This window comes from Pseudomonas sp. PSE14 (genome assembly GCF_029203285.1).
Lineage (GTDB): Bacteria > Pseudomonadota > Gammaproteobacteria > Pseudomonadales > Pseudomonadaceae > Pseudomonas.
Window position 1 is genome coordinate 5,782,827 of record NZ_CP115669.1, and the last position, 23,574, is coordinate 5,806,400.

At 66.3% G+C, this 23,574-nt stretch carries 16 protein-coding genes; 3 read left to right on the forward strand and 13 right to left on the reverse strand.

Going from position 1 to position 23,574, the window contains the following annotated elements; translation table 11 throughout:
- Positions 1 to 42: 42 nt before the first annotated feature.
- Complete coding sequence (gene purE, locus O6P39_RS26470; RefSeq protein ID WP_015479603.1) at positions 43 to 534, reverse strand: 5-(carboxyamino)imidazole ribonucleotide mutase; 492 nt, start codon at positions 532 to 534, stop codon at positions 43 to 45.
- Between the two features lie 320 nt (positions 535 to 854).
- Here purE and adhP point away from each other — a divergent pair, with 320 nt between their 5' ends.
- Positions 855 to 1,883, forward strand: coding sequence for an alcohol dehydrogenase AdhP (adhP, locus tag O6P39_RS26475; protein ID WP_275612036.1), 1,029 nt, complete (start codon positions 855 to 857; stop codon positions 1,881 to 1,883).
- Positions 1,884 to 2,295: 412 nt separating this feature from the next.
- On the opposite strand, the gene O6P39_RS26480 is transcribed toward adhP, so the two are convergent.
- On the reverse strand, positions 2,296 to 3,210 hold the full coding sequence (locus O6P39_RS26480) for a LysR substrate-binding domain-containing protein (protein ID WP_275609310.1): 915 nt from the start codon (positions 3,208 to 3,210) through the stop codon (positions 2,296 to 2,298).
- 212 nt (positions 3,211 to 3,422) lie between these two features.
- Here O6P39_RS26480 and aspA point away from each other — a divergent pair, with 212 nt between their 5' ends.
- Positions 3,423 to 4,847, forward strand: a complete 1,425-nt coding sequence (aspA, locus tag O6P39_RS26485) for an aspartate ammonia-lyase (RefSeq protein WP_275609311.1) — start codon at positions 3,423 to 3,425, stop codon at positions 4,845 to 4,847.
- A gap of 604 nt (positions 4,848 to 5,451) precedes the next feature.
- On the opposite strand, the gene O6P39_RS26490 is transcribed toward aspA, so the two are convergent.
- From O6P39_RS26490 to gbcA, 9 genes are all read right to left on the reverse strand, one after another.
- The gene (locus O6P39_RS26490) at positions 5,452 to 5,748 is read right to left on the reverse strand and encodes a cell division protein ZapA (RefSeq protein ID WP_275609312.1); all 297 of its coding nucleotides are present in this window, start codon (positions 5,746 to 5,748) and stop codon (positions 5,452 to 5,454) included.
- Positions 5,745 to 5,975: a hypothetical protein gene (locus O6P39_RS26495; protein WP_138213642.1), complete on the reverse strand. Its 231-nt coding sequence runs from the start codon at positions 5,973 to 5,975 to the stop codon at positions 5,745 to 5,747. Before O6P39_RS26495 ends, O6P39_RS26490 begins: the two co-directional genes overlap by 4 nt.
- Before the next feature lie 327 nt (positions 5,976 to 6,302).
- A complete protein-coding gene (locus tag O6P39_RS26500; RefSeq protein WP_275609313.1) occupies positions 6,303 to 7,079 on the reverse strand; it encodes an electron transfer flavoprotein subunit beta in 777 nt (258 codons plus the stop codon).
- 162 nt (positions 7,080 to 7,241) lie between these two features.
- Positions 7,242 to 8,474, reverse strand: a complete 1,233-nt coding sequence (locus O6P39_RS26505) for an electron transfer flavoprotein subunit alpha/FixB family protein (protein WP_275609314.1) — start codon at positions 8,472 to 8,474, stop codon at positions 7,242 to 7,244.
- Between the two features lie 133 nt (positions 8,475 to 8,607).
- Positions 8,608 to 10,575: a dimethylglycine demethylation protein DgcB gene (gene dgcB / locus O6P39_RS26510; protein WP_275612037.1), complete on the reverse strand. Its 1,968-nt coding sequence runs from the start codon at positions 10,573 to 10,575 to the stop codon at positions 8,608 to 8,610.
- A 191-nt stretch (positions 10,576 to 10,766) separates the two neighbouring features.
- On the reverse strand, positions 10,767 to 12,827 hold the full coding sequence (gene dgcA / locus O6P39_RS26515) for a dimethylglycine demethylation protein DgcA (RefSeq protein ID WP_275609315.1): 2,061 nt from the start codon (positions 12,825 to 12,827) through the stop codon (positions 10,767 to 10,769).
- An 86-nt stretch (positions 12,828 to 12,913) separates the two neighbouring features.
- Positions 12,914 to 13,444, reverse strand: coding sequence for a 4-vinyl reductase (locus O6P39_RS26520; protein WP_275609316.1), 531 nt, complete (start codon positions 13,442 to 13,444; stop codon positions 12,914 to 12,916).
- 127 nt (positions 13,445 to 13,571) lie between these two features.
- Positions 13,572 to 14,549: a dipeptidase gene (locus tag O6P39_RS26525; protein WP_275609317.1), complete on the reverse strand. Its 978-nt coding sequence runs from the start codon at positions 14,547 to 14,549 to the stop codon at positions 13,572 to 13,574.
- A gap of 547 nt (positions 14,550 to 15,096) precedes the next feature.
- Positions 15,097 to 16,386 carry a glycine-betaine demethylase subunit GbcA gene (gene gbcA / locus O6P39_RS26530; RefSeq protein WP_207888184.1) on the reverse strand — a complete coding sequence of 430 codons (1,290 nt, stop codon included), beginning with the start codon at positions 16,384 to 16,386 and terminating at the stop codon, positions 15,097 to 15,099.
- 427 nt (positions 16,387 to 16,813) lie between these two features.
- Between gbcA and gbcB the strand changes: the two genes are divergently transcribed.
- Positions 16,814 to 17,917, forward strand: coding sequence for a glycine-betaine demethylase subunit GbcB (gbcB, locus tag O6P39_RS26535; protein WP_275609318.1), 1,104 nt, complete (start codon positions 16,814 to 16,816; stop codon positions 17,915 to 17,917).
- Here the strand turns inward: gbcB and O6P39_RS26540 are convergent.
- Both O6P39_RS26540 and fusA read right to left on the reverse strand, forming a co-directional pair.
- Positions 17,863 to 20,376, reverse strand: coding sequence for a ferredoxin (locus O6P39_RS26540; protein WP_345774665.1), 2,514 nt, complete (start codon positions 20,374 to 20,376; stop codon positions 17,863 to 17,865). The two genes, gbcB and O6P39_RS26540, sit on opposite strands and share 55 nt — an antisense overlap.
- Positions 20,377 to 20,753: 377 nt before the next feature.
- Positions 20,754 to 22,802 (reverse strand): elongation factor G, encoded by a 2,049-nt coding sequence (fusA, locus tag O6P39_RS26545; RefSeq protein ID WP_275609319.1) that lies wholly within the window; start codon positions 22,800 to 22,802, stop codon positions 20,754 to 20,756.
- Positions 22,803 to 23,574 lie beyond the last annotated feature (772 nt).

Consider the following 23,574-nt stretch of genomic DNA (forward strand, 5'->3'; position numbering starts at 1 on the left):
CTTGCTGACACTGTTCGGGGGCGCCGCGCGGGCGCCCATTGCTCACGCGTCGCGCGGGTCCGGATTGTCCAAGACCGATTCGGTCTGGGTGGTGCGGAACTGCTTCAGCGCTTCGTGATATTTCGGGTACTTGCCGCCCAGGATGCTGGCGGCCAGCAGTGCTGCGTTGGTGGCGCCAGCCTTGCCGATGGCCAGGGTGGCGACCGGGACGCCCGCCGGCATCTGCACGATGGACAGCAGCGAGTCGACGCCCGAGAGCATGGAGGACTGCACCGGCACGCCGAGCACCGGCAGGTGGGTCTTGGCGGCGCACATGCCCGGCAGGTGGGCGGCACCGCCGGCACCGGCGATGATCACTTCGATGCCGCGGCCATCGGCCTCTTCGGCGTACTGGAACAGCAGGTCCGGGGTGCGGTGGGCGGAAACCACCTTCACTTCGTACGGAATGCCGAGCTTGTCCAGCATGTCCGCGGTGTGGCTCAGGGTGCTCCAGTCGGATTTGGAACCCATGATCACGCCAACCAGTGCGCTCATCGTCGTGCCTCTCTCAAGTGCGCTCTTGTGCGCGTCAGAAACCAACAAGCCACGCTCGTCGGGGCGTGGCTTGTACGTGGCCAAACCGGCGGGCAGTGCCGGCTTGAAGGCGGCGCAGTATACCGCAAAGGGCGCAGCGGAGTGCACTGTGCGTGACCGTTGGTCCCGATTTCGTCATTCAGAAGCCGACGGAGGCCGCGACAACTTCGGAAAAGCTTGCCGTAGCTCAAGATGGCCTAGGCTCAGAGGCTCAGACTCGTCTGACAACCCTGCCCGGATGGGGCAGGAACCTCACCCTTCAAGGAGCGAGTGCAATGTCCATGACCCTGCCCACGACCATGAAAGCCGCCGTCGTCCATGCCTTTGGCGAGCCGCTGCGGATCGAGGAAGTCAAAGTCCCGCTGCCCGGCCCCGGACAGATTCTGGTGAAGATCGAAGCCTCCGGCGTCTGCCACACCGACCTTCACGCTGCCGAAGGCGACTGGCCGGTGAAGCCTGCCCTGCCCTTCATTCCCGGCCATGAAGGCGTCGGTTTCGTCGCCGCGGTCGGTGCCGGCGTCACCCGCGTGAAGGAAGGCGACCGTGTCGGCGTGCCCTGGCTGTACACCGCCTGCGGCTGCTGCGAGCACTGCCTGACCGGCTGGGAAACCCTGTGCGAGCACCAGCAGAACACCGGCTATTCGGTGAACGGCGGCTACGCCGAGTACGTACTGGCGGACCCGAACTATGTCGGCATCCTGCCGAAAAATGTCGGCTTCACCGAGATCGCGCCGATCCTCTGCGCGGGCGTCACCGTCTACAAGGGCCTGAAGGAAACAGAAGCACGCCCCGGCCAGTGGGTGGCGATCTCCGGCATCGGCGGCCTCGGCCACGTCGCCGTGCAGTACGCCAAGGCCATGGGCCTGCACGTGGTGGCGGTCGACGTGGATGACGCCAAGCTGGAGCTGGCCAAGCGCCTGGGTGCCAGCCTGACCATCAACGCGAAGAAGGAAGACCCGGTCGAAGTGGTGCAGCGCGATATCGGCGGCGCCCACGGCGTGCTGGTCACAGCGGTGTCCAACAGCGCCTTCGGCCAGGGCATCGGCATGGCCCGCCGCGGCGGCACCGTGTCACTGGTCGGCCTGCCGCCGGGCGACTTCCCCACGCCGATCTTCGACGTGGTGCTCAAGGGCCTGCACATCACCGGATCCATCGTCGGCACCCGCGCCGACCTCCAGGAAGCGCTCGACTTCGCCGGCGAAGGCCTGGTCAAGGCCACCGTCAGCGCCGGCAAGCTGGATGACATCAACGCCATCCTCGACCGCATGCGCGCCGGGCAGATCGAAGGGCGGATCGTGGTGGAGATGTAGGACCAACGCGCGGGACGGGCTCTCGTCCCGCGCCTCACCACTCCGGCCTTATCCGCGAACCGGTCGTAATGAGTGTCCCGGCTTCGCCGGGATTTCGCGGAGAGGCTCCGCTCCTACAAGATCAAGGGCCCCTCACCCTAACCCTCTCCCGCAAGCGGGAGAGGGGACCGTCCGGTGCAGTACGAAACTACTCTGTCAGCCGGCACGATCTGGCTCCCTCTCCCTGAGGGAGAGGGCTGGGGTGAGAGGGAAAGCCCTGGCACAGATTCAGCCGGGACAAGACAGTTGCTCCTACGAAAGCATCGCGGAGCCGCGACTTCAGGGCGCTCCAGGCTCGGCCATGACGCCAACCATGAGTGCGGTGTATCGGCGTACAACCGCGAACGGTTGTACGCCCTACGCAGTCGGCGCCTCAGGACGTCTCGCCCAACCCCAGCCCGCCCTCCAGCTTGCGCCACAGCAGGCGGATCTGCGCCTTGCGCACCAGGGCGCAGCGATACAGGCGAATCTCCTGCGGGACGATCCAGTGCGGACCGCCGCACAGCGCCAGCTCGCCGCGCGCCAGCTCCGACTCCATGCTCAGGCGCGGCACCCAGGCCACGCCCATGCCTTGCAGCGCCATGCTCTTGAGGCTGTCGGCCATCGCCGTTTCATAGACGGTGGTGTAGCGCAGGTTGCGCTGGCGCAGCAGCAGGTTCACCCCGCGGCCGAGGAAGGCGCCGGCGCTGTAGGCCAGCAGCGGCACGCTCTGGCCGCTGTCCAGGTCATAGAGCGGCAGGCCGGCGGAGTTCACCGCGCACACCGGGAGCATCTCGGTGCGGCCCAGGTGCAGCGAAGGGAAGACTTCCGGGTCCATCTGCAACGCGGCGTCCGGGTCATAGAAGGCCAGCATCAGGTCGCAGCCACCTTCGCGCAGCAGGTGCACGGCCTCGCCGACGTTGGTCGCCACCAGGCGGCTGGCGATGTTCAGGCCCTCGGAGCGCAGGCGGGCGATCCACGAAGGGAAGAACCCCAGCGCCAGGGAGTGGGCAGCGGCGAATTGCAGCACCTCGCCCTGCCCGCCTTCGAGGTGGTGCAGGTGGCGCACCACCTGGCCGAGCTGCTCGACCACCGCGCGGGCGGTGACCAGGAACAGCTGCCCGGCCTCGGTCAGCTCGATGGGGGTGCGCTGGCGGTTCACCAGGGTCAGCCCGAGAGCGTCCTCCAGGCTGCGGATGCGCCGGCTGAACGCCGGCTGCGTCACGAAGCGTTTCTCCGCCGCCTGGGAAAAGCTGCGGGTGGCGGCCAGGGTGCTGAAGTCTTCCAGCCATTTGGTTTCGAGGTTCACGTCATCTCCAGCGCGGCGCCGCGCTTGATCGATTGGTCAGGAGCCGGGCGCGCGTAGCACAGCCACACGCTCGCCGTCATCCATTCGTCACAGCGTACATTATGCCGTTTGTGCATGAGGCAGCTTTTAACAGCATTGGCCGCCGATCGGCGAAATCCCTAGTCTACCGGGCATCGCGGCACTGGCCGTGTTTCTCTGAGACAATCCCCGTCATGTCCCCTGTTGCATCGTTCCGCATCGAGAAAGACCTCCTCGGCACCCTCGAAGTACCTTCTGACGCCTACTACGGCATCCAGACCCTGCGCGCTGTGAACAACTTCCGCCTCTCGGGCGTGCCGCTGTCGCACTACCCGAAGCTCGTCGTCGGTCTGGCGATGGTCAAGCAAGCGGCAGCCGATGCCAACCACCAGCTCGGCCACCTGTCGACCGAGAAGCACGCCGCCATCAGCGAAGCCTGTGCTCGCCTGATCCGTGGCGACTTCCACGACCAGTTCGTGGTGGACATGATCCAGGGCGGCGCCGGCACCTCGACCAACATGAACGCGAACGAAGTCATCGCGAACATCGCGCTCGAAGCCATGGGCCATGCCAAGGGTGAGTACAAGTACCTGCACCCGAACAACGATGTGAACATGGCGCAGTCGACCAACGACGCCTACCCGACCGCCATCCGCCTGGGCCTGCTGCTGGGTCACGACACCCTGCTGGCCAGCCTCGACAGCCTGATCCAGGCCTTCGCCGCCAAGGGCGAAGAGTTCGCCGGCGTACTGAAGATGGGCCGTACCCAGCTGCAGGACGCTGTGCCGATGACCCTCGGCCAGGAATTCAAAGCCTTCGCCACCACCCTGGGCGAAGACCTCGACCGCCTGCGTCGTCTGGCGCCGGAACTGCTGACCGAAGTGAACCTCGGCGGCACCGCCATCGGCACCGGCATCAACGCCGACCCCGGCTACCAGAAGCTGGCCGTCGAGCGCCTGGCAGCCATCAGCGGCCAGCCGGTCGTCCCGGCCGCCGACCTGATCGAAGCCACCTCCGACATGGGCGCCTTCGTGCTGTTCTCCGGCATGCTCAAGCGTACCGCGGTCAAGCTGTCGAAGATCTGCAACGACCTGCGCCTGCTCTCCAGCGGTCCGCGTACCGGCATCAACGAGATCAACCTGCCGGCTCGCCAGCCGGGCAGCTCGATCATGCCGGGCAAGGTCAACCCGGTGATCCCGGAGGCCGTGAACATGTGCGCCTTCGAAATCATGGGCAACGACCTGGCACTGACCATCGCTGCCGAAGGCGGCCAGCTGCAGCTGAACGTGATGGAGCCGCTGATCGCCTACAAGGTGCTCGACTCGATCCGCCTGCTCCAGCGCGCCATGGACATGCTGCGCGAGCACTGCATCACCGGCATCACCGCCAACGTCGAACGTTGCCACCAGTTGGTGGAGCACAGCATCGGCCTGGTGACCGCGCTGAACCCCTACATCGGCTACGAGAACGCCACCCGTATCGCCAAGACCGCGCTGGAAACCGGCCGCGGCGTCCTGGAACTGGTACGCGAGGAGAAGCTCCTGGACGAGGCCACCCTGGCCGACATCCTCAAGCCGGAAAACATGATCGCCCCGCGCCTGATTCCGCTGCGCGCCTGATCATCCGCCCGGCGCGAGCCGGGCACGTCTCACCGGTTGAGGGGGAGTATTCCTCCCTCACCTTTCAGGGATTGGTTACCCCCGGTCCCTTCTTTTATACCCGGCGCTGCGGGTTTACCCGGAGCGCCACGTCTCACCGGTTGAGGGGCCTTTGGGCCCACTCTCCTTTAGAAGGGACACCGCTTACCCCGGTGTCCCCTTTTTTTGCCTGTGATTCGGGCACGCCAAAAACATCGCGGACGAAGTCGGCTCCTACGCAATGGTTCTGCGCGCGGGTCGGCCCTCACCCTAACCCTCTCCCAGGGGGAGAGGGGACCGTTCGGAGCAGGATGAAACCATGGCGTCAGCCGGCACGACCTGCCCCCTCTCCCTCCGGGAGAGGGCTGGGGTGAGGGGAAAGCCGGGCAAGGCGGCAGCGACGCAGGGCGTATAACCGTTCGCGGTTATACGCCGATACACCGCGATTCGTCATCGGTGCCGGGCTGAGTTCGGAGTGCCGTGAGATCAAGGCCGACCGGCGTATAACGCGGAGCGCTATACGCCCTGCGAAGAGCATCGCAGCCATGGTTCCGTAAGGGCCGGCTCGAAATGGACGCGCTGGGAATCAATCCTGCCGCTGCAGGTGATCGAGAATCCGGCGGTTGAGGGCGGCGATACGCTCCACGGCGTCCGCATCGTCACGCTCCGGGACCTCGTCGCCAAGCTGGCGGGCGCAGAGGTTGAGCGCGGAGAGCACCATCAATTCATTGCTGGTGACGTAGGGGAATTTCTTCTTGCTGGCGGCAATCTCCGCCTGCAACAGCGCGGCCGCATCCTGCAGCCGGCGCTCTTCACCGGCCGGCGCACGGACGCTGTATTCGCGTCCGAGGATGCGCAGGACGCGGACGCCGTCGCCACTCATGCGTGGGCGCGGCTGTCGCTGACGCGGCGGATCAGCGCCTGCAGGCGGGTGGCGGTCGCGTTGTGCTTCTCTTCCTGCTCCATGAGCGACAGTTGCAGGCTGTCGTTTTCCTCACGGGCCTTGAGCAGCTCTTCGCGCACGGCGGCGTTGTCCTGCACCAGCACTTCGTTCTGCTGCAGCAGTTCGGCGACCAGCTGTTCAAGTTGTTCGAGGGTGGAATCAAGCATGGGAGCCTCCGCAAAGCCTTTCAAAGGGTGCGGAGGATAAAGAAAGGGGCGCCGCGGGGCCAGCGAAAACGGCGATCTTCGGACAAGCCGTATGCTGTCAATTCAATGGCTTAGAGACGCTTTTTCTTGTGGTTTCAATAATTTCCTGCCGCCACCGGGGGTTGGACCGGAAAATCGCGGGCCAAGTCCGCTTCTACGGAAATTACCAGGAAGGCAGAGGCGCGATTTTGTAGGAGCGAGCTTGCTCGCGAACAGTGTTTGCCGGCCACACCTCAGCCGGGCGGGTTCGCGAGCAAGCTCGCTCCTACGAAGAGCAGTTCAGCTCGGTCAGACGCGAATCACGCCTTCCTCGCGCAGCAGCTTGAAGATCGCCTCGGCGCCCGCCTCGGGCGACAGGTCCTTGAGCACCTGGCCGGTGCCGCCGGAAGCCTTGGCAGTGGCGGCCTTCATCCGTTCGGCGCCGGTCTTGGCCTTGATCACTTTCAGGCGCTTGGGACGCGGGCGCGCGGGTTGCAGGTTGCCCTCGGCCAGCAGCGGATCGTCCACCACTTCCACCTCGGACGCTTCCAGGTAGCCGCGCCGGGCCGGGCCGAAGGCGCTTTGCCGGGCGACCGGAGCGGCGTTGTCGACGCTGGCAACGAAGGGCAGGCGCACCTTCAGCCGGCGGCGCTGGCCGCGCGGCAAGGCCTGCAGTACCTGGGCGCTGCCGTTCTCCACCTTTTCCACTTCCGCCAGCCCCACCACCAGCGGCCAGCCCAGGCGCTCGGCGAGCAGGAAGGGCAGCATGCCGGAGCCTTCCCCGGTTTCCGCCTGGGTGCCGGTGAGCACCAGCTGGGCGTCGCTGTCCGCCAGGTATGCCGCCAGCGGCGGCAGGGCGTCGGCACCGGCGGGTTGTTCCAGCACCGCCAGCTCGTCCAGGCCCATGCCCAGGTAGCCGCGCAGCGCTTCTTCCTCGGCGTTGCCGGCGTGCACCACACGCAGGCGCTTGCCGGCCAGGCGCAGGCCCAGCTCCACCGCGCGGGCATCCTGCTCGGCGCGACGCGCGCGGCCGGACGCCGGGTGGGCGCCGATGGAGACCAGGGTGACGATGTTCAGGTCGTTCATAACGCAACCTCGAAAAGCGAGTGGCGCAGCGCGTCACTCACGGGAAGATGGTCCAGGGCAAGAGCACCCTCACCCCGGCCCTCTCCCAAGGGAAGAGGGTGAAGCCCGGCCGAGCGCTCGGTGCGGCGACCAAGCCGATGCAATCCTGCACACCAGAAGCCTTTAAGCCGCATCACGCGCCGCTCCATTGCGATAGGCCTCTGCCAGCTCGATCAGCGCCTTGAGGATCGCGGTGGAATCGCCGATCACCGAGAGGTCGGCACGTTTGATCATGTCGCAGCCCGGGTCCATGTTGATCGCCACCACCTTGTCGCAGGAGCCGATGCCCTGCAGGTGCTGGATCGCCCCGGAGATGCCCACCGCGAGATAGACCCGCGCGGTGACCCAGGTACCAGTGGCGCCGACCTGGCGGGCACGCGGCATGTGGCCGTCGTCCACCGCCACGCGGGAAGCGCCTTCGGTGGCGCCGAGGGCCACGGCGGCGCGGTGGAACAGGTCCCAGTCCTTGATGCCGTTGCCGCCGGAGAGGATGAACTCCGCTTCGGCCATGGGAATCTGCGCCGGGTCCACGGCCACCGGGCCAAGGTCCTCGATGCGCGGGAGGTTGCGGGCGACGTTGCTGTCCAGTTCGACGGCGCGCGCTTCATGGCGGGTCTCGCTGACCGGTTCGGCGCACTCGGCGGCCGCCAGGATCAGGCGCGGCAGATCACGGTGCAGGTCCTGCTGGCCGGCGCCGGCGCGGCCGACGCAGCGCTCGCCCTCGGCCTGCCAGACGCGGGTCGCCGGGCGCTCGCCCAGGCTCGCCGCCAGGCGCCGGCCGAGTTCGCCGCCACCGGTGCGGCTGTCGGGCAGCAGCCAGTGGCGCGGGGCGAACTGGCTGTTCGCCGAGCGCAGCGCCAGCACCCGTTGCTCCGGGGCGTAGCCGTCGTATTCGCTGCCTTCGATCTGCAGCAGGCGGTCGACGCCAGCGGTGTCGAAGGCGGTTTCCTTGTGCTCGCCGAACACCACGGCCAGCACCGCGCCGTCGCTGCCGGCGAGCTTGCGGGCCAGGCCCAGCAGGTCGCGGTCGTGACTGGAGAGGCGACCGCCGACCATGTCCGGCACCACGGCGATCAGGAAGGCCGGTTGCTCGATGGTCACCAGCGGCAGTTGCACCACTTCCGGCGCGCTGCTGCGCTTGCCGCCGGTGCCCTGCTGGCCACCGGAGCGGTCGATGCGCTTGATGCCGTTGGGCCCGATGAAGCCGACCGCGTGGGGGTTCTTGCGGAGCACGCCATTGGGGCCCATCCAGCGGCTCTCGCCACCCTGGGCGGACTGCATGGCCGCGTGCAGCGGATGCAGGCGGTTGCGGGCGATCCACTCGGCGCGGGGATCGCGGCGGATGATGTCGCTCATGCGAGGACCTCCAGCGCGAAAGTGCTTTTCGTAGGAGCGAGCTCGCTCGCGAACGGATCAGCACCGAAGTTGGGGCGGTTCGCGAGCAAGCTCGCTCCTACAGGTTCGTGCAGCGTACGAGTCTGGAGAGTCATCAATGCACCTCCGCCATTTCGTCACGCTTGGCCAGCGACGGCTTTTTTGCCGCCACCTCGGTGGCCTCGATGAGGACCTCGGCGACCAGTTCGGCAACGTCCTTGATCTCCGGGCGCGGGGCGACCACGCCTTCGAGCATCGCGGTGCACTGCGGGCAGCCTACGGCCACCAGCTCGGCGCCGGTTTCCTTGATGTCGACCATGCGCATGTCGGGAATCCGCTGCTTGCCGGGGATGTCGGTGATCGGAGCGCCGCCGCCACCGCCGCAGCAGCGCGAGCGGAAGCCTGAGCGTTCCATTTCCTTGACCTGGATGCCGATGGCCTTGAGCACGTTGCGCGGGGCTTCGTACTCGCCGTTGTAGCGGCCGAGGTAGCACGGGTCGTGGTAGGTCACACTGTCGGCCTTGCTCTGGCCGAGGTTCAGCGAACCCTTCTGCACCAGTTCGTCGATGAAGGTGGTGTGGTGCAGCACCTGGTAGTTGCCGCCCAGCGCGCCGTACTCGTTCTTCAGCACGTGGAAGCTGTGCGGGTCGCAGCTGACGATGCGCTTGAAGCGGTACTTGGCCAGGGTGGCGATGTTGCGCTTGGCCAGGGTCTGGAAGGTGGCTTCATCGCCCAGGCGACGGGCCACGTCACCGCTGTCGCGCTCTTCCAGGCCGAGCACGGCGAAGTCGACGTTGGCGGCCTTGAGGATCTTCACGAAGGCGCGCAGGGTGCGCTGGTTGCGCATGTCGAAGGCACCGTCGCCGACCCAGAACAGCACGTCGGCCTGCTGCTTGTCGCTCATCAGCGGCAGGTTCAGGTCCGCCGCCCAGTTCAGCCGGCCGCCGGGGGCGAAGCCGCCGGGGTTGTCGGTGGCGATGAGGTTTTCCAGCACCTCGGCGCCCTTGTTCGGGGTCGCACCTTTTTCCAGGGTGAGGTGACGGCGCATGTCGACGATGGCATCGACGTGCTCGATCATCATCGGGCACTCCTCGACGCAGGCGCGGCAGGTGGTACAGGACCAGAGGGTCTCGGCGTCCACCAGGGCCTTGCCGTCCAGCGCGACGATCGGCTGGTGCGGACCGCCGCTGTGTTCGCCCAGCGGCTTGCCCGGATACGGAGAGCCTGCGAAGTTGGCGTCATTGCCACCGGCCAGGCCGATGACCATGTCCTGGATGAGTTTCTTCGGGTTCAGCGGCTGGCCGGCGGCGAAGGCCGGGCACATGGCCTCGCACTTACCGCACTGCACGCAGGCGTCGAAGCCCAGCAGCTGGTTCCAGGTGAAGTCAGTGGGCTTTTCCACGCCCAGCGGCGCCATGGGGTCGGCCAGGTCCAGCGGCTTCAAGCCAGTGGAACGGCCGCCACCGAAGCGCTCGGAACGGCGGTGCCAGGCCAGGTGCAGGGCACCGGCGAAGGCGTGCTTCATCGGGCCGCCCCAGGTCATGCCGAAGAACAGCTCGGACACGCCCCAGGCCACGCCAATGGCGAGGATCGCAGCCAGGAACCAGCCGCCGAAACCTTCCGGCAGGATGCCGGCCACCGGCAGGGTGGCAATGAAGAAGCTCGCCGAGAACATCAGCAGGCTTTTCGGCAGGCGCATCCACGGGCCTTTCGACAGGCGCGACGGCGGGTCGAGACGGCGCTTGGCGACGAACAGCGCGCCGGTGAACATCAGCGCGGTGGCCGCCAGCAGCGCGAAGCCGAGGATGCGGCTGTGCAGGCCGAAGCCGTGCACGAGGATGGCCAGCAGCGCGGCGAGCACGAAGCCGCCGGCAGTGGCCACGTGGGTCTTGGACATGTACTTGTCGCGCTCGACCACGTGGTGCAGGTCCACCAGGTAGCGGCGCGGCATTTTCAGCAGGCCGCCGATCCAGTCGACCTGGGCGGGTCGGCCACGGCGCCACATCGCGAAGCGCTTCACGGCGCCCAGCACGGCGAGGCCGAGGGCGGCGAAGAGCAGGATGGGGAGGATGATGTTGAGCATTGTCATTGGTCTCCTCGCAGGGACCGAAATGGGGACTCCGGAGCAGTCCCCTCTCCCTTCAGGGAGAGGGTTAGGGAGAGGGCGCTCGAGCCGGCACTGCGCATGGCCTGAAACACCCTCTCCCCCCGCCCTCTCCCGCAAGCGGGAGAGGGAGCTATCCGAGCCAACCGGAGGTCCTTAGCGGGCCTGAATCAGAAGTCCTTGCACAGACGCAGCGCGTCATAGATCGCGGCGTGGGTGTTGCGCTGGGCCACGCAGTCGCCGATGCGGAACAGCAGGTAGCCTTCGCCCGGTTCGGACAGGCACGGCTGCGGCTTGATCGCGAACAACGCCTCGACGTCGATCTGGCCCTTGTTGCGCGAGCCCTGCTTGAGCGCGTAGTACAGGCTCTCGTCCGGACGCACGCCGTTCTCCACGACGATCTGGTCGACCACCCGCTCCTCTTTCGCGCCGGTGTATTCGTTCTCCAGCACCGCCACCAGCTTGTCGCCCTCGCGGTAGACCTTCTCCAGCATCAGGTCCCCGGTCATGATCACTTCCTTGGGGTACATGCTGCGGTAGTAGGTCGGGAAGGTGGTGCCGCCGATGGCCACGCCCGGCTTGATGTCGTCGGTGACGATCTCGACCTGGGCGCCCTTGTCGGCCAGGAAGTCGGCCACCGACATGCCGCTGAACTCGCAGATGGTGTCGTAGACCAGCACGTTCTTGCCCGGCGCGACCTTGCCATCGAGGATGTCCCAGCTGCTGACCACCAGCCCTTCGGCGGCGCCCCAGTGTTCGTTCTGCTCGAGGAACGGATGGCCGCCGTTGGCCAGCACCACCACGTCGGGGCGCAGGTCCAGGATGGTGTCGGCATCTGCACCGGTACCCAGGCGCAGGTCGACGTTCAGGCGTGCCAGCTCCAGCTGGTACCAGCGGGTGATGCCGGCGATCTGGTCGCGCTGCGGGGCCTTGGAGGCGGTGGTGATCTGCCCGCCCAGCTGGTCCTTCTTCTCGAACAGGGTCACGTCATGGCCACGCTCGGCGGCGACGCGCGCCGCTTCCATGCCGGCCGGGCCGCCACCGACGACCACCACCTTGCGCTTCACGCCGGTGGTCTTCTCGATGATGTGCGGTACGCCCATGTATTCACGGGAGGTGGCGGCGTTCTGGATGCACAGCACATCCAGGCCCTGGTACTGGCGGTCGATGCAGTAGTTGGCGCCGACGCACTGCTTGATCTGGTCGACCTGACCCATCTTGATCTTGGCGATCAGGTGCGGGTCGGCGATGTGCGCGCGGGTCATGCCGACCATGTCCACGTAGCCGCCTTCGAGGATGCGGGTGGCCTGGTTCGGGTCCTTGATGTTCTGCGCGTGCAGTACCGGCACGTTGACCACTTCCTTGATGCCGGCGGCCAGGTGCAGGAAGGGCTCCGGCGGGTAGGTCATGTTCGGGATGACGTTGGCCAGGGTGTTGTGGGTATCGCAACCCGAGCCGACCACGCCGATGAAGTCGATCATGCCGGTGTCGCTGTAGTACTTGGCGATCTGCTTCATGTCGTCGTGGGTGAGGCCGTCCGGGTGGAACTCGTCACCGCAGATGCGCATGCCGACGCAGAAGTCGTCGCCGACTTCCTTGCGCACGGCCTTGAGCACTTCCAGGCCGAATTTCATGCGGCCCTCGAAGGTGCCGCCCCACTCGTCGGTACGCTTGTTGACGCGCGGGCTCCAGAACTGGTCGATCATGTGCTGGTGCACGGCGGACAGCTCGACGCCGTCCAGGCCGCCTTCCTTCGCCCGGCGTGCCGCCTGGGCGTAGTTGCCGATCACGCGCCAGATCTCTTCCGGCTCGATGGTCTTGCAGGTGGCGCGGTGCACGGGTTCGCGGATGCCCGAGGGCGACATCAGGGTCGGCCAGTTGAAGCCGTCCCAGCGCGAGCGGCGGCCCATGTGGGTAATCTGGATCATGATCTTGGCCCCATGCTTGTGCATGGCGTCGGCCAGGTTCTGGAAGTGCGGGATGATGCGGTCGGTGGAGAGGTTCACCGAGCTCCACCATTCCTGCGGGCTGTCGATGGCGACCACCGAAGAACCGCCGCAGATGGCCAGGCCGATGCCGCCCTTGGCCTTCTCCTCGTAGTACTTCACGTAGCGCTCGGTGGTCATGCCGCCGTCGGTGGCGTACACCTCGGCGTGAGCGGTGGAGAGCACGCGGTTGCGGATGGTCAGTTTGCCGATCTGGATCGGCTGGAACATTGCCTCGAAAGCCATTGCGGCATCCTCACGGAATCAGAGGTTTCTTGTTGTGGTGGCGGCCCGTTCGGGCCGCCTCTGCCGGTTCTTGTCAGCGGTCGGGATCAGAGCGGCTTGACGACGAACAGACCGTCGTCATGGCCTTCCTCGGCGCCGCTGTAGACCTGCTCGGCGACGGTGCGAATGTTGCTGCCGCGCGCCTGGAGGATCTGGTCCATGGCGCCGGCGAACCAGCCGGTGAACATGTAATCGACCTTGCGATTGACCTTGCCGTACACGTACACGAAGGCGGAGTGCTTCAGGCGGACCTCGGCGGTGCCCTTGTCCAGGTCGATGCTCTCGATCTGGAACAGGCCCCAGCCACGCTGGGACAGGCGCTTCATGTAGTGCTCGAAGACCGCGACGCCTTCCAGGCCATGGCACTCGGCTTCTTTCTCGCACCAGTGCCAGGCGGACTTGTAGCCGGCCTTGTAAAGGATTTCGGCGTAGCGCTCGGCGCCCAGCTCTTCCTCGATGCCCATGTGGTTGTTGACGAAGAAGTGACGCGGCACGTAGAGCATCGGCAGGGCGTCGGTGGTCCAGACGCCGGTTTCGCTGTCGACTTCGATAGGCAGTTCGGGGGCGTGTTTGGCCATGGTGGTAGAGCTCCGATTCTTTTGGCTCCCTCTCCCTAGGGGAGAGGGTTGGGGTGAGGGATATGACGGGTGAGCGCAGCAGCCCTCACCCCGGGCCCTCTCCCGGAGGGAGAGGGGGAAAAGCGACTTACTCGCCCCAGACGTCGGCGAGGATCCGTACCCAGTTCTCGCCCATGACCTTGCGCACCACGCGCTCGGGCATGCCACGCTTGAGCAGGGTTTCGGTGAGGTTGGGGAATTCGCCCACGGTGCGGATGCCCAGCGGGTTGACGATCTTGCCGAAGTTGGTCAGGCGGCGGGCGTAACCCTTGTCGTGGGTCAGCCACTCGAAGAAGTCCTGGCCGTGGCCCTGGGTGAAGTCGGTGCCGATGCCGATGGCGTCTTCGCCCACGATGTTCATCACGTACTCGATGGCCTCGGCGTAATCGTCGATGGTCGAGTCGATGCCCTTGGCGAGGAAGGGCGCGAACATGGTCACGCCGACGAAGCCGCCATGGTCGGCGATGAACTTCAGTTCCTCGTCGGACTTGTTGCGCGGGTGCTCTTTCAGGCCCGACGGCAGGCAGTGGGAGTAGCAGACCGGCTTCTTGGATTCGAGGATGACTTCCTCGGAAGTCTTGCTGCCGACGTGGGACAGGTCGCACATGACGCCGACGCGGTTCATCTCCGCGACGATCTCGCGACCGAAGCCGGAGAGGCCGCCGTCGCGCTCGTAGCAGCCAGTGCCGACCAGGTTCTGGGTGTTGTAGCACATCTGCACGATGCCCACGCCCAGCTGCTTGAACACCTCGACGTAGCCGATCTGGTCCTCGAACGCATGGGCGTTCTGGAAGCCGTAGAGGATGCCGGTCTTGCCCAGCTCCTTGGCCTTGCGGATGTCGGCGGTGCTGCGCACCGGGATGACCAGGTCGCTGTTGTCGCGGATCAGCTTGTTGCTGGCGGTGATGTTGTTCACCGTGGCCTGGAAGCCTTCCCACACCGAGACGGTGCAGTTGGCAGCGGTCAGGCCGCCCTTGCGCATGTCCTCGAACAGCTCGCGGTTCCACTTGGCGATGATCAGGCCATCGATGACGATGCTGTCGGCGTGAATTTCGGCTGGGCTCATCTTGGTGTCTCTCTCGTCAGGCAAGGCTTGTCGGGCTTGGCACGCCGGGACTTGTGCCGACGCTTTGAGGCAGGATATCCCTGGCACCGGAGGGGACCCGCTTCGAAAACGACCAGGGTCGTACCGAAAGCGTCAACCTCACGACATGGGCGACAGCGTTTGCGTCGCAGCGGGAAAAGCCGGAGGTGAAAGTGTCGTTGCGGGAGCGTCGAAAGGCGTGCCGAACCCTGTAGGAGCGAGCTTGCTCGCGAACACGCTTCGGTACGGACTAAGACGGGGAAATCGAGGGCACCCTCGTCCTGAAAGGAAGGGATAGGGCGATACGGCGGCACCAAGCCCTGAGCGGCAGATGGTTCGCGAGCAAGCTCGCTCCTACGAAGAGCGAACGGCGTGTCACGCGATGAATTTCAGCGCTTGCGCCAGCAGGCAAAGATATTCCACGCCACCAGGCCGGTGACGAAGGCGGAGCTGCTATAGAAGAGCATTGCGTCCACGTGGAATCCTCCGAAACGACGGCGCCCCGCAGAGGGGGCGCCGGATGGAACGGTTACTCGCCAGCGACCAGGCGGGCGTGAGCGGACTCCTCGCCCAGGTTGTTGAGCATGCGCTCGCTGTACCAGTCGAGGAAGTTGATCACGCCGAACTCGTAGGTCTTGGAGTACGGCCCCGGCTGGTAGGCGGTGGAGTTGATGCCGCGCTGGTTCTCTTCGGCCAGGCGACGGTCCTGGTCGTTGGTGGCGTCCCAGACTTCACGCAGGCGAGCCACGTCGTAGTCCTCGCCTTCCACCGCATCCTTGTGCACCAGCCACTTGGTGGTGACCACGGATTCCTGCGCGCTGATCGGCCACACGGTGAAGACGATCATGTGGTCGCCCATGCAGTGGTTCCACGCATGCGGCAGGTGCAGGATGCGCATGGAGCCCAGGTCCGGGTTCTTGATGCGGCCCATCAGTTTCTTGCTGCCCGGCTTGCCGTCCATGGTCATGGACACGGTGCCGTCGAGCAGCGGCATGCGCACGATGCGGTTGCGCAGGCCGAAGCTGGCATGGGCGTACGGAATCTTCTCCTCGTCCCAGGCCTTGGTGCAGGCGGCGACCTGATCCTTGAACGCCTGGCTGGCGCGCGGGTCGGTCACGTCGTCCCACTCCAGCAGGGTTTTCAGCAGCTCGGGGTGCGAACCGTTGCAGTGGTAGCACTCGCGGTTGTTCTCGATCACCAGCTTCCAGTTGGCCTTCTCGCGAAGGGTGGTCTGCACCGCGACCTTGGCGTTCTCCATGTCGTACGGCTCCATGTAGTGCTCGAGCGTACGCAGGAAGTCGTCGATGGCCGGCGGGTTCTCGGCCAGGGAGATGAAGATGTAGCCGCCGGCGGTCTTCACGTTCACCGGTTTCAGGCTGTAGTCCTTCATGTCGAAGTCGGCACCCATCTCGGTACCGGCGAACAGCAGGCGGCCGTCCAGCTCGTAGGTCCACTGGTGGTAGGGGCAGACCAGCTTGGCGACCTTGCCCTTGTCGCTGACGCACAGGCGCGAGCCACGGTGGCGGCAGACGTTATGGAAGGCATGGATCTTACCTTCGGCGCCGCGCAGCACGATGATCGGGTTGTCGCCGATCTGCAGGGTCAGGAAGTTGCCCTTGGCCGGGATCTCGCAGGTCATGCCGGCGATCAGCCACTCCTTGTGGAAGATCTCCTGCATGTCGATCTGGAACAGGCGCTCGTCGTTATAGAAGGGCTGCGGCAGCGAGAAGCTGTGGTCGCGGGTCTGCAGCATCTCGACGGTGGCCTTGCGGGCCGGTTCCAGCGGATCGCCCAGACTCAGCTTGGTGGTGACGTCCATCGGTAGGTCCTCATGCCGCAGCCCCTGGGCTGCCGGCGGAAATTAAGTGGCTGATACGGTGTGCCACGCAGGGCAGTGGCGACAGGTGTCAGGCGCGCCGAGAGCGCCTTGGCCCGTCGTCCTCATACAACCGTGAAGGGTTGCTCGGCTGAGGCTGAGTGTGGGGCCGCGCCCCGGAATGACCCTTATCCATGGGCGACACGACCGCATCCGTTTCCGACGCGCAGGCCCGCACGCCAGGCGGCAGGTCGCGATAAGCATGCAAATGTCGCTGGCAGGTAAATGGGCGCGACAGCCCGTGTACACAATCGGCTCCATCAGGCATGCCGAAAGGCCCGTGCTTCAGCCGCCGCCCACTGGCGACGCGCACCGGCCCCGGCGCTGCCCCTACAAGGCCGACGAAGGCCCGCGTGCGCGGAGAGACAGCATGTCGACGAACAACTTCCTCAATCCGGTGAACACCCAGACCTGGACCAACGGCCGCCACCTGGTGCGCTGCGTCAAGGCCATCCAGGAAACCTGGGACGTGCGCACCTTCTGCTTCGCGGCCGACCAGCCGCTGATGTTCTTCTTCAAGCCCGGCCAGTTCGTCACTCTGGAGCTGGAGATCGACGGTGTGCCGATCATGCGCTCCTACACCATCTCCAGCTCGCCGTCGGTGCCCTACAGCTTCTCCATCACCATCAAGCGCGTGCCGGGCGGCAAGGTCTCCAACTGGCTGCACGACAACCTCAAGGAAGGCGACGTGCTGCCGGTGCACGGCCCGGTGGGCAACTTCAACGCCATCGACTTCCAGGCCGACAAGGTGCTCTACCTTTCCGGCGGCGTCGGCATCACCCCGGTGATGTCCATGGCGCGCTGGTTCTTCGACACCAACGGCAACGTCGACATGATCTTCGTGCACAGCGCGCGCACGCCCAAGGACATCATCTATCACCGCGAGCTCGACCACATGACCTCGCGGATCAACAACTTCAAGCTGCACCTGATCTGCGAGAAGTACGAGATCGGCGAGACCTGGGCCGGCTACCGCGGCTACCTGAACAAGGCGATGCTGCAGCTGATGGCCCCGGACTTCCTCGAACGCGAGATCTTCTGCTGCGGCCCGACGCCCTACATGCACGCGGTAAAGCGCCTGCTCGAAGCCGAAGGCTTCGACATGTCACGCTACCACGAGGAAGCCTTCGGCCCGACCCCGCCGGAAGTCCGCGAGGAGGTGAAGGAGCTCGCTGCCGAAGCTGCCGACGCACCGGAAATCCCGGCCGCCGACCTGCACCAGGTGGACTTCTGCGAAACCGGCAAGAGCATCCGCGTGGCGCCGGGCGAGACCGTCCACGCCGCCGCCGCCAAGCTCGGCCTGCACATTCCCAAGGCCTGCGGCATGGGCATCTGCGGCACCTGCAAGGTGATGAAGCGCTCCGGCGAAGTCGACATGGAGCACAACGGCGGCATCACCGACGAAGACGTGGCCGAAGGCTACATCCTGTCCTGCTGCAGCGTGCCCAAGGGCGACGTGGTGATCGAGTACTGAGGCCGCGTCGGGAACACCAGACGCTCCCAGTAATCCCGCCGCGGCAGCTCCTCCGCCGGCAACCAGCGCCCGCCGCAAGCCTGCAACGGCTCGGCGGGCGCCTTCAGCAAGGCATCCAGCGCAAGCGCGTAGCGCCCCGTGCCGTTCGCTCCAACCGGACCTTCACCACCGCTGCGGAATTGCAGGTCGGCGTCGAAGGCTTCGAAGCGCGGCCACTCCCCCAGGTCATCGCGATAGCGGCGCAAGGTGCGCTCCCGCACATCGAGCAGCAGCAGGCGCCATTGATCCGCCTCCAGGCCGCTCTCCTCATGACGCCCGACATGCCGGGTCAACGCCAGGTAGCGGCCATCGGCCGACCAGATCATCGGCGCCGCCAGGTTGGACACCCCGATACCCGACGCGGTCAGCAGGTAGCCATTGCGGCTGAAGCCGGCTTTCACGTCCTCGTCCCGGTGCACGCTGTCGTAGTCGAAGCCCAGGCCCCAGGCGGCATCCTCCGCGACCGGCGCCGGCAGGACGAAGCCGCCGTCGCTCCAGACGCGTGGCGGCGCATCGAGCCAGCGCACCTTGGGTAGCCGCCGCCAGGTCTGGCCATCGAACCCCACCCGCTCCTGCTCGTAGTAGAGCTGCCAGTCGTCCCGCCAGCGGCCGAAGTCATGCCATGCCTGGGCCGTGGGCAAGGCTTCGTCGAAGCGCCGCAGCAGGCCCGGTTCGCCCTCTCCCGGCCCGCTCGGCGGCTGGTAGCGGTTTCGCCCGAGCAGGCGCAGCAGATGCACCTGGCCGTCGACGAAACCTTGCAGGTGCAGATCGGCCAACGGCTCGTCGAGCCACGCCAGGCGTCGCTCCCGGCAGTCGAGGATGGCCAGCCTATGGGGCAGCGTCGGTGCCTCGGCGAAGGCGATCAGGGCCAGGTAGCGGCCGCAATCGGAAACCCGGTGGTCGATCAGCCATTCGCCCTCCAGCCGCCAGTCGCCGAGCCGCAGCACGTAGGCGCCCCGCTCCGCCTCGGCGTCGTCGCGCCGCCATTCCCAGGTCGCCCGCTGACCGTCGGCCAGCGGCGCGCTCTGCAGCAGGCAGCCGGGCCTTCCCGCCGGGCCTTCGAGGGGCAGCAGGATCTCCAGGCGCGGCATCTCGGACTCGACCCAGCACGGCCGATCATCCGTCCCATGGCCGTGCAGCAGGAACAGCGTCGAGTAGCTGTATGAGCCCAGGTTGCCGTAGCGCTCGTACGACAGGCAGGGTTGGCTGAGCACCAGGCCCAGGCGTGCCCAGCCGTCTTCCAGGGTCAGCAGCTCGGGGGCACCGGCATGGGGTTCGCGAGACAGCGAACCCCAGGGTTCGCCCAACGGCTGCACGCCCACATCGCGCCGCCACAACCAATAGCGGAAGCGCCCAAGGGGTTCGGCTGCGGCCGGGAAGACCAGTGCCTGTCCGTCGTCACGCCAGGCCATCGGCGGCTGGCCCCCGGCCAGGTACAGGCCGCTGGCTGCACCGTCTATCCACAGCTCGGCCTGGTCGGCGCGCAACGGCGCGAAGGGATCGTCCAGCGCCAGCAGGCTGTCCGGCAGCCAGGGACGGCTTTCCAGGCGCGGGCCGCTGGCCGGCGTCGGCAGCAGCTGCGGCTGCCGGCCCGTAGCCCAGCGCTGCCACTCAGCCTGCGGCAGCCAGAGATCGCGAATGGCGACGAAGGGCTCGGCCTCCGCGGCAGCCTTGAGTGCATTCAGGTCCAGACGCCGTGCAGCGTTCGAGGTCAGGGGGCTGCAGCGGCCGATCACCTCGGCTTCGGTAACGCTGTCCAGCTCCCAGAAATCGCTCACCGCACAGCGATAGAGCAGGAGCTCGCGGCGGTCGAAGATCAACAGCCCCCAGGCGCCCCGGCTCGGCATCGGCGAGACGAAATGGCGGCCATCGCTGGAAAATCGCGCCGAGGGATTGCCGTCGGGAATGAAACAGCCGTCGGGCATCAGGTAATCGCAGAGAACCGGGCCGCCCATGGCGATCTCGCCGCCATCGATCACCCGGATCGGTTCACCCTCCGGCGTGCACTGCGGCGCGTCGCCGCCCCAGGCACTGACGCCGGGCGGCAGCGGTGCGTCCAGCGGCTCGAGCTTCTGGCGCTCCAGGCGCAGCCCGCGCTCGAAGCGGATCTGCACCAGCATGCAGGCGACGATCAGCGCCACGCCGCCCCCGAGCCCCAGCCAGAACCCCGGCAATGCCCGGCTCAGCGCAAAACCGCCGCCCAGCACCCAGAAGAACAGCGCCTGCTGCAGCCGGTACGGCACCTTGCCACGCCAGCGGTCCATCGCCCATTCCGCACCCAACAACGCGAACCAGCCCAAGGCCACCAACGGCAGCGGCAGCAAAGCACCGAGGGCGACCAGGACACCGATCCAGGCGATCTCCAGCGCTGCCGTCAGCAGCAGTTGCCCGAGGGACTTTTCCGTCGTCCGCTCATCCATGATCGTTTCCACTCCATTGGCAAACCCCAAGGGTAATCAACCCCCTGGCCAGCCACCAGCGCTCTCGCCCTGCGCAATCTCACCGACGAAGCGGCCCAGCGCTGCCAGCGGAGACCTGCGGGCGACGAAAGATCGAAATCTGATCACAGCCTGCCCCCACCCGCCGCACACGTTACCCACTGAGTTATCCACAGGAATCCGCAGACCTGCCATCAGGTCGGAGACGCCGCTGGCCGAGCCGGATGGCCGCCCCGATCCCGTCTGCAACCCGCATGCCACCTGGCTTTGGCAAAGTACGCGGACGCGCCCGGAACCGGCGCGCAAGCGCGCACCGGAGTGCGTTTCGCACCCCGGCCGCGACGACTATCCACATTCGTTCAGTCTTCTTCCGGCGCTGCCTTGTAGCTGCTGGACAGGCGCTGCTGCACGTCCTGCGGCACAGCGCTGTAGTGGCTGGGCGAAAGGTCATAGAGGCCCTGTCCGGCGGTGATCGACTTGAGCCGGTTGGCGTAGCCCTCCAGCTCCGCCAACGGCACCTGGCCACGGATCAGCGCGACATGGGTCGACAGCGACTCGGTGCCCATTACCTGGCCGCGCCGCCCCGTCAGGTCGGCGGTGATGTCGCCCAGGCGCGCATCGGGCGCCGTCACCTCGATGCTCACCACCGGCTCCAGGACGATCCCGCCGGCGTTGCGCAGCGCATCGAGCATCGCCTTGCGCCCGGCGGCCTGGAAGGCGATGTCCTTGGAGTCCACCGAGTGGCTCTTGCCGTCGTAGACGGTGACCCTGACATCGGCCACCGGGAATCCCGCCAGCGGCCCCGCCGCCAGCGCCGAGCGCACGCCCTTCTCTACCGAGGGGATGAACTGGCCGGGAATCACCCCGCCCTTCACCGCATCGATGAACTCGAAGCCACCGCCGCGCGGCAGCGGCTCCACCCGCAGGAACACCTCGCCGAACTGCCCGGCGCCGCCGGTCTGCTTCTTGTGTCGGCTGTGCCCCTCGGCCATGCGCGTGGCGGTTTCCCGGTAGGGCACGCTGGGCGCGCGGGTCTGCACCTCCAGCTTGTACTGGCCGGACATGCGTTCGAGCAGGTAGCGCAGGTGCAACTCGCCCATGCCGCGCAGCACGGTTTCCTGGGTGGACGCGTTGTAGTCCAGGCGAACGCAAGGGTCCTCGGCCTGCAGGCGCTGGAGAATCTCCGCCAGGCGCTGCTCGTCGCCCCGGCGGCTCGCCTCGATCGCCAGGCCCTGCATGGGCGTAGGGAAATTCAGCGGCTTGAGACGGATATGGTCCTCGTCGTGGGAGTCGTGCAGCACCACGCCGTACTCCAGCTCGTCGACCTTGGTCAAAGCGCCGAAGTCGCCGGGGATCAGGTGCTGCACCTCCTCATGCTTCTTGCCTTGCAGGCGCAGCAGGTGGCCGACCTTGAACGACTTGCGGCCGTCGCCGGCGAACAACTGCATGTCCCGCTGCACCGTGCCCTGGTGCACGCGGAACACCGCCAGGCGGCCGACGAAGGGGTCGATCACCACCTTGAACACATGGGCCAGGACATGGCCCTTGGGGTCCGGCGCGGAATGGAAATCCTCCACGTCGCCGCTGTCGTCTGTGCGCACGAACAGCGGCGGGTTGCCCTCGGCGGGGTTGGGCGCCAGCCGCGCCAGCACATTCAGCAGCTCCGCGATCCCCGCGCCGGTGCGCGCCGAGACGAAGCACAGGGGGATCAGATGGCCCTCACGCAGCGCCCGCTCGAAGGGAGCGTGCAGCGCCTCGGGCGCCACCTCGCCCTCCTCCAGGTAATGCGCCATCAGCGCTTCGTCGACTTCCACCACCTGGTCCACCAGCGCCTGGTGCGCCTCGGCCACGGAGGAGAAGTCGGCCTCGCCGTCGGGCTCGAAGAAGCAGTCCACCACCCGCGTGCCGCCGTCGGCGGGCAGGTTCAGCGGCAGGACTTCCTTGCCGAAGGCTTCGCGCAGGTCCGCCAGCAGACCCGGCAGGTCGACGCGCTCGGCATCGATCTTGTTCACCACCAGCATCCGGCACAGGCCCCGCTCGCCGGCCCAGTCCATCATCCGCCGGGTGGTCAGCTCAACGCCGTTCTGCGCGTTCACCACCACCAGGGCGGTCTCCACCGCCGCCAGCGCGGGCAGCGCATGGCCGATGAAATCGGGATAGCCGGGTGTATCGATCAGGCGGACGTGCGCGCCTTCGTGCTCGAAATGCACCAGGGCGGCGGCCAGCGAGTGATGGTAATCGCGCTCCATGGGGTCGGAGTCGCAGGCGGTGTCGCCGCGCTCGAGCGAACCCATGCTGGTGATCGCACCGCTGCCTTGCAGCAGCGCTTCCGCGAGCAGCGTCTTGCCGCTGTCGCCATGGCCGACCAGGGCGACCGTGCGGATCTGTTCCACCGAGTAACTGGACATGCTGATCTCCCGCCCCCAGGGTTCCTGCTTCGCAGTTCATGGATTATAGGCAGTCACCTCCGGCGCCCATGGACGAAAATTGATCAGCCCGGCGTAGGCCTGCAGCCATCGACGCTACAGCGATCCATCCACAACCCGCCCACACCTTCCCGGCAGAACGCTGCACAGCCAATGTGGAAAACATCCCGCAAAAATCGCCGAAAGCCAGAATCCATCGGACTTACGGCAATTGTTCAAAAAACGACCTGACACAACGGAGCCGCGCCCGGCGAGGCCTTCAGCGATCTGGGTACAGGTTGTCCACACCTTCTGCGAGATTCGCCCCACAGGCATTGTGGAAAGTTTCGCGGAGAGCCCGCCGTTGGGGAAAAGCACCTGTGGATCAGTCAGTTGCATCCATTGCTGATCATTATTCGAGCAAGGCTGTGCAAGCCTCGCCGGACGCGGTGCCGAGGATGTTTTCCACAGGCGGCTCACAGGAGGGTCAACACAAACCGGGGATAGCGGTGGAAACTTCGTGCACAGAATTTCCGAACAAATCGATACACAGGCCCGCAAGTGACTGAAAAGGCGTGACTGATCAAAAAACAACCTGATCCAGCGAAGCCCCGGTGCATCAGCCTTGCAGACACCCGCCAACAGATTTTCCACAGGTTGGCCAAGCGTGCCTCCACAGCGCCTGTGGAGATTTTCACAGTCCATTGGAATCCCTCTGAAAGCCCGGAAGCATGCGCCTTTCAGCAAAATTACCGATGCCTCTGCCGCGTTCATG

What these genes read in the sequence shown, in the direction of transcription:
- aspA (WP_275609311.1), top strand. Translation starts at nt 3,423, where the DNA reads ATGTCCCCTGTTGCATCGTTCCGCATCGAGAAAGACCTCCTCGGCACC.
- O6P39_RS26490 (WP_275609312.1), bottom strand. Translation starts at nt 5,748, where the DNA reads ATGAGTGGCGACGGCGTCCGCGTCCTGCGCATCCTCGGACGCGAATAC.
- O6P39_RS26495 (WP_138213642.1), bottom strand. Translation starts at nt 5,975, where the DNA reads ATGCTTGATTCCACCCTCGAACAACTTGAACAGCTGGTCGCCGAACTG.
- dgcA (WP_275609315.1), bottom strand. Translation starts at nt 12,827, where the DNA reads ATGGCTTTCGAGGCAATGTTCCAGCCGATCCAGATCGGCAAACTGACC.
- gbcA (WP_207888184.1), bottom strand. Translation starts at nt 16,386, where the DNA reads ATGGACGTCACCACCAAGCTGAGTCTGGGCGATCCGCTGGAACCGGCC.
- O6P39_RS26505 (WP_275609314.1), bottom strand. Translation starts at nt 8,474, where the DNA reads ATGAGCGACATCATCCGCCGCGATCCCCGCGCCGAGTGGATCGCCCGC.
- gbcB (WP_275609318.1), top strand. Translation starts at nt 16,814, where the DNA reads ATGTCGACGAACAACTTCCTCAATCCGGTGAACACCCAGACCTGGACC.
- O6P39_RS26520 (WP_275609316.1), bottom strand. Translation starts at nt 13,444, where the DNA reads ATGGCCAAACACGCCCCCGAACTGCCTATCGAAGTCGACAGCGAAACC.
- purE (WP_015479603.1), bottom strand. Translation starts at nt 534, where the DNA reads ATGAGCGCACTGGTTGGCGTGATCATGGGTTCCAAATCCGACTGGAGC.
- O6P39_RS26525 (WP_275609317.1), bottom strand. Translation starts at nt 14,549, where the DNA reads ATGAGCCCAGCCGAAATTCACGCCGACAGCATCGTCATCGATGGCCTG.
- fusA (WP_275609319.1), bottom strand. Translation starts at nt 22,802, where the DNA reads ATGTCCAGTTACTCGGTGGAACAGATCCGCACGGTCGCCCTGGTCGGC.
- adhP (WP_275612036.1), top strand. Translation starts at nt 855, where the DNA reads ATGACCCTGCCCACGACCATGAAAGCCGCCGTCGTCCATGCCTTTGGC.
- dgcB (WP_275612037.1), bottom strand. Translation starts at nt 10,575, where the DNA reads ATGCTCAACATCATCCTCCCCATCCTGCTCTTCGCCGCCCTCGGCCTC.
- O6P39_RS26500 (WP_275609313.1), bottom strand. Translation starts at nt 7,079, where the DNA reads ATGAACGACCTGAACATCGTCACCCTGGTCTCCATCGGCGCCCACCCG.
- O6P39_RS26540 (WP_345774665.1), bottom strand. Translation starts at nt 20,376, where the DNA reads ATGGATGAGCGGACGACGGAAAAGTCCCTCGGGCAACTGCTGCTGACG.